At 60.2% G+C, this 5,568-nt stretch carries 5 protein-coding genes and 1 pseudogene; 4 read left to right on the top strand and 2 right to left on the bottom strand.

Annotation, left to right across the window (positions count from 1 at the left end):
• Window positions 1-1,446: pseudogene (locus RSB01_RS13355) on the top strand (DNA-directed RNA polymerase subunit beta'); the annotation flags it as partial.
• 90 nt (window positions 1,447-1,536) lie between these two features.
• On the opposite strand, the gene RSB01_RS13360 reads toward RSB01_RS13355, so the two are convergent.
• Entirely contained in the window at window positions 1,537-2,310 is a 774-nt protein-coding gene (locus RSB01_RS13360) for a hypothetical protein (protein WP_332592215.1), read from the bottom strand.
• 64 nt (window positions 2,311-2,374) lie between these two features.
• Window positions 2,375-3,631, bottom strand: a complete 1,257-nt coding sequence (locus tag RSB01_RS13365) for a hypothetical protein (protein ID WP_332620441.1) — start codon at window positions 3,629-3,631, stop codon at window positions 2,375-2,377.
• A gap of 467 nt (window positions 3,632-4,098) precedes the next feature.
• Between RSB01_RS13365 and rpsL the strand changes: the two genes are divergently transcribed.
• From rpsL to RSB01_RS13380, 3 genes are all read left to right on the top strand, one after another.
• Complete coding sequence (rpsL, locus tag RSB01_RS13370; RefSeq protein WP_003165508.1) at window positions 4,099-4,473, top strand: 30S ribosomal protein S12; 375 nt, start codon at window positions 4,099-4,101, stop codon at window positions 4,471-4,473.
• 45 nt (window positions 4,474-4,518) lie between these two features.
• Window positions 4,519-4,992: a 30S ribosomal protein S7 gene (gene rpsG / locus RSB01_RS13375; protein ID WP_332620440.1), complete on the top strand. Its 474-nt coding sequence runs from the start codon at window positions 4,519-4,521 to the stop codon at window positions 4,990-4,992.
• A gap of 152 nt (window positions 4,993-5,144) precedes the next feature.
• Window positions 5,145-5,568 (top strand): GTP-binding protein (locus RSB01_RS13380; protein WP_332625659.1); only part of this gene is annotated, 424 nt, incomplete at its 3' end.

Consider the following 5,568-nt stretch of genomic DNA (forward strand, 5'->3'; position numbering starts at 1 on the left):
GCTCAGTCGATCGGTGAGCCGGGTACCCAGCTGACCATGCGTACCTTCCACATCGGCGGTACTGCACAGGTTTCGGACACTTCGTTCTACGAAGCGACCAATGCCGGTGTTGCCAAGATTGCAGGCCCGACGGTTGTCGCACCTCACGGTGATCTGGTCGCCCTGAGCCGCAACGTGGTCATCTCGATCATGGTCGACGGCAAGGAACGCGAAACCCACAAGGTGCCTTACGGTGCGCGTCTGCGTGTCAAGGACGGTGCAGACGTCGCCAAGGGCGCTCGTGTGGCCGAGTGGGACCCGTACACCAATCCGATCATCACCGAAGTGGGTGGCAGCATCCGCTTTGAGGATCTGGTCGAAGGTCTGTCCGTCAAGGAAGAGACCGACGAGGCGACCGGCATCGCACAGCGCGTTGTTTCGGACTGGCGTGCCAGCCCGCGCGGCGCGGACCTGCGTCCGGCCCTGGGTATCATCGCCGGTGACACCTATGCACGTCTGTCTTCGGGTACGGATGCCCGTTACCTGCTGCCGGTTGGTGCCATTCTGTCGGTGTCGAGCGGTGACGTGGTCAAGCCGGGTGAAGTTATCGCCCGTATCCCGACCGAAGGTGCCAAGACCCGCGACATCACCGGCGGTCTGCCGCGTGTTGCCGAACTGTTCGAAGCCCGCCGTCCGAAGGATTGCGCTGTCATCGCCGAAATGGATGGCCGCGTAGAATTCGGTCGCGACTACAAGAACAAGCGTCGCATCAAGATCACGCCGGAAGTGGATGCCGATGGCAACCAGGCCGAGGCCGTGGAATTCCTGATCCCGAAGGGCAAACACATCTCCGTCCACGACGGCGATCTGATCCAGAAGGGCGACTACATCATCGACGGCAACCCCGATCCGCACGATCTGCTGCGTATTCAGGGCGTCGAGGCTCTGGCCGAGTACCTCGTCAACGAGGTTCAGGAAGTCTACCGTCTGCAAGGCGTGCCGATTAACGACAAGCACATCGAGGTGATCGTTCGCCAGATGCTGCAAAAGGTCGAAGTGATCGACTCGGGCGAAACCACCCTGATCCGTGGCGACACGGTCGAAGTGGCAGAAGCCGAGCTGGAAAATGCCAAGGTCGAGAAGCGCGGTGGCCGTCTGGCGATCACGCAACCGGTCCTGCTGGGCATCACCAAGGCGTCGCTGCAAACCCGCAGCTTCATCTCGGCAGCTTCGTTCCAGGAGACGACCCGCGTACTTACCGAGGCTTCGGTCCACGGCAAGAAAGACACGCTGGAAGGCCTCAAGGAAAACGTCATCGTCGGTCGCCTTATTCCGGCGGGTACGGGCGCTTACCTGCGCAGCCTGCAAAAGGTTGCCAACGAGCGCGACGCCGAGCTTACCCAAGCTCGCGAAGACGCAGTCGAGCCGCTACCGGCCGATCTGGCTCTGGAACTGGACAAGAACTAATCCGGTTTTCAGGCTTGAGCTGAAAATGAAGGGCGGTGCCATCTGGCACCGCCCTTTGTTTTTGGCCCTTAGGCAGCCCTATGGTCTAGGTTAGTTAGGCGTTCTGCGGATGCGGTGCTCAACGGGCCCGTCGCGCTTGGTCTGGATGGGGGCAACGCTGTCGACCTGATGGGTGGGATCAAGGTGGCGACCGGCCACGCCCATGCCGAAATTACTGCCGACGCCTTCTACAACGCCACCATTGCCGCGTTCGCTGTCGAGAGGGGTGTTACGGCGGCTTTCATAGGATTGCAGACGTTGGCGGCCCTCGGCTTCCAAGCGGGCATCGCGGCGGGAATTGCCGGTGCCGGAAATACGCCCAAGACGTTCGAGAGCGCGGGTGGTGCGCTCGCCTTCGCGATCATCACAGACATCGCGCTCCTGCTGGGTCAGGCGATCCGGATACTGACAGCCCAGCACCGATGTGCGCAGACTTTGTCCGACACGTCTGGACACCTCATCCTCAGCACTTTGCGGGGCGACCTGCCATGCAGAGCTATCTTGTGCAGACGGATCGGGACTGACTCCCTGTGCCAGCCTCGGCTGGGGGCGGTTGGGTGTAATCGATGCAGAGGCGGCGGTTGTTTGATTGCGGTCCGCTGATGGAGCGGGCGTGATGTCGGGTTGCGGAGCCACGATACGCGGTTTTTCCCCGTCGAGCAGAGGCCTTGGCTCGATCTCGATATACAGGGTGGGTGTATGCGGTCGCGCCGGGGGCAATACCGACTGTGCGCTAAAGACAAGGGCGGCAATCACCGCAACATGGAGAGCGGCAGATGCGGCACCGCCCAGCCAAAGTTGTTTGCGCGTGGACCGCCCCCTCATACATTTTCCCGTAAATGCCAGTGTTATCTGCGAGACTTGGCATCCATTGTGGCAAAACTATGGGTTAGCTGCGCGGTGGCGTGGAGGAGGCAGGCGAGGGGGCCGGTGCACGCGGTCCGTTACTGGCTCCGATCTGGTCCTGAAGTTTGCGGATCTCGCGATTGGTACCCGACAACTCGTCCAGCGCTTCGCCCTGACCGGACCCACCCTGTATCGAACCATTGCTGACACCGACACCTGAATTTAACGGCGCACGGCGGCGTTGATAGTCATAGAGCTGTTGACTGCCCTTGGCACTATTGCGGGCATCACGCTCGGCATTGCCGGTGCCCATGACGCGACGACCACGCTCGATAGACTCACGGATACGGCGTGCATCGGCGCTGTCACAGCTCAGTCTCTGGATGTCACTGAGCATTTGCGGCTGGGTGCAGTCCAGAGGTGTAGAGCGTCCATAATAGATGCGGCCCTGTGTGGCGGTATTGCCTGCCACACCGCCAGCACCGGATGATCCGCCCGCAGGACTGCCTCCTCCGGCGGGCGGGGCACCGCCACCTTCTGGACGATAGGTCCATGCATCATCCAGGGCACCGCCAGCGGCGGCTGCGGCCAGAGCGGCCTCGGTTTCTTCGTCCACACGGGCGCGGCGCGGAATAGGGGCATCCAGCGCCCCTGCCTGATCGAGGCTCTGGTCGGCAGACTGGCTTTGGCCTACCTGCTCGGCCTCGCGGTTTTGTCCTTCCACAACCGACGGCAGGCTGCGGTTTTGCAGGTCGTTCACAGCTTGGCTGGCGGGACCGTCAATGGCCTCGATGCGGGGGCGGGTGATACGCGCGGTCACATTGGGCAGGGCTGTTGTATCCAGATCGCTGATGGCACCGGGGGCGGCATCATCCATCGACTGTGTGTCCTGCGGTCTCTGTTGCTGAACCTGCGGCAAGCTGCGGTCTGCACGCTCCAGAGGCGTTTGCTGGGCCTGATTGCGGATCTGCTCGACGAGCCGCTCTATAGGGCGCTCCACGGGGCGTTCGACCGGCTGCTCCAGAGGCGGTTCTGGCAGGATATCGGCCTGCGGCTCGGTCCTGTCGCGCGGCACAGGCTTGGGGCGGGGTGGAGGTGTTACAAGAGGCTCGGGCGGGCGCATGTCCAGCCAGACCTCGAAGCTGTTGTCATCCACGAAGGACGGTACAAAAACCGTATTAAGCGCGATGGGGATCAGTATCGCTGCGTGCAGGGCCACCGAGGCCAGCAACAGGGCAGTGCGCTGGCGTCCTTGCGACGTAGGAATAGGCCGTGGTGAGGCCGATAAGCTGTAACCCATAGACCGCTGCCGTTAGGTGGACGAGGGACATGCAAGGCATACGCTAATCAGGGCAAATATTCAGGCTATCAGCCACATACCGCCCTGTAGAATCGATTGTCCCAATCAACACCGCTTTGTCGGCGGGCGTGAAATGACAAGTTCGGGATGATGGCGCTTAAAACCTTAAGGATTAGGGTTTTTAAGGTTCCGTAAAGGTTTGCAGGCCCGATCTTGACGGATCGCTGTGCGGCGCGTAAAAGCCACCCACTTTCGAGACGTGGGCGGTTCGCCGTCCGCTGGGAAGTGACAATTGATCGGACGGGCTGTGCCCGCCGGAACGCCCGAAGCGCGCGTTCCGGTTTTTCCGTTTGGCGGTCGCATTTCAGATCGAAGTCCAAACCCGGGCGGTTTTACCGTTCAAAAGAAGGCAATGAGGCGCTCCGGCCGAAAGGCACACGCCTCCATATCGTAAGAGACGAAATAGAATGCCCACGATCAACCAGCTGATCCGCAAGCCTCGCAAGCCGAAGCCGGTCCGTAACAAGGTTCCGGCTCTGGAGGGTTCGCCCCAGCGTCGCGGTGTTTGCACCCGCGTTTACACCACCACCCCGAAGAAGCCTAACTCGGCACTTCGTAAGGTTGCCAAGGTTCGCCTGGCCAAGAACGGCGTTGAAGCTGTTTGCTACATCCCGGGTGAAGGCCACAACCTGCAAGAGCACTCGGTTGTGCTTATCCGCGGCGGCCGCGTGAAAGACCTTCCGGGTGTCCGTTACCACATCCTGCGCGGTGTGCTGGATACCCAAGGCGTCAAGGATCGTAAGCAACGTCGTTCGCACTACGGTGCGAAGCGTCCGAAATAAGCCATTCGCGTTCCTGCGCTCTACAAGATTTAAGAGGATACTCTCATGTCCCGTCGTCACCGCGCCCAGAAGCGTGAAGTTCTGCCGGATCCCAAGTTTGGTGATCTGATCGTTACCAAGTTCATGAACTACGTCATGTACGAAGGTAAGAAGGCTGTTGCTGAAAACATCGTTTACGGTGCTTTCGACATCCTGGCTGAGAAGAAAAAAGACCAGACCGCAGTGGAAACCTTCCACCAGGCTCTGGAAAACGTAGCACCGTCGGTCGAAGTTCGTTCGCGCCGCGTTGGTGGTGCTACTTACCAGGTTCCGGTTGAAGTCCGTCCGGACCGTCGCCGCGCCCTGGCCATCCGTTGGTTGGTAAACGCTGCTCGCAAGCGTGGTGAAAACACCATGACCGAGAAGCTGGCTGCCGAACTGCTGGATGCTTCGAACAACCGTGGCACCACGGTCAAGAAGCGCGAAGACACCCACAAGATGGCCGAAGCCAACCGCGCCTTCAGCCACTACCGCTGGTAAACGTCTTAAAACTGTCCTCGTACTCCGGTACGGGGACGGTTGCACTTTAGGCGATTTGGTGCGGGCATCCATTTCTGGAACTGCCCGCGCCGTCATTTCTGACACAACGGGGGCGCTCGCGGCGTCCGCAAGCCACCCGGAAGGCAAGACCAATGGCCCGTACACACAAAATCGAAGACTACCGTAACTTCGGTATCATGGCCCACATTGATGCGGGCAAGACTACGACGACCGAACGTATCCTGTTCTACACCGGTAAAAACCACAAAATGGGCGAGACGCACGATGGTGCCTCGACCATGGACTGGATGGACCAGGAACAAGAACGCGGCATCACCATTACCTCGGCTGCGACGACCGCTTTCTGGAAAGAAAAGCGTCTGAACATCATCGACACACCGGGCCACGTTGACTTCACCATTGAAGTTGAACGTTCGCTGCGCGTGCTCGATGGTGCTGTGACGGTTCTAGACGGTAACGCCGGCGTTGAGCCGCAGACCGAAACCGTTTGGCGTCAAGCCGACAAGTACAACGTTCCGCGTATCGTGTTCGTCAACAAGATGGACAAGATCGGCG

The organism is Brevundimonas sp., from assembly GCF_036659295.1.
GTDB lineage: Bacteria > Pseudomonadota > Alphaproteobacteria > Caulobacterales > Caulobacteraceae > Brevundimonas.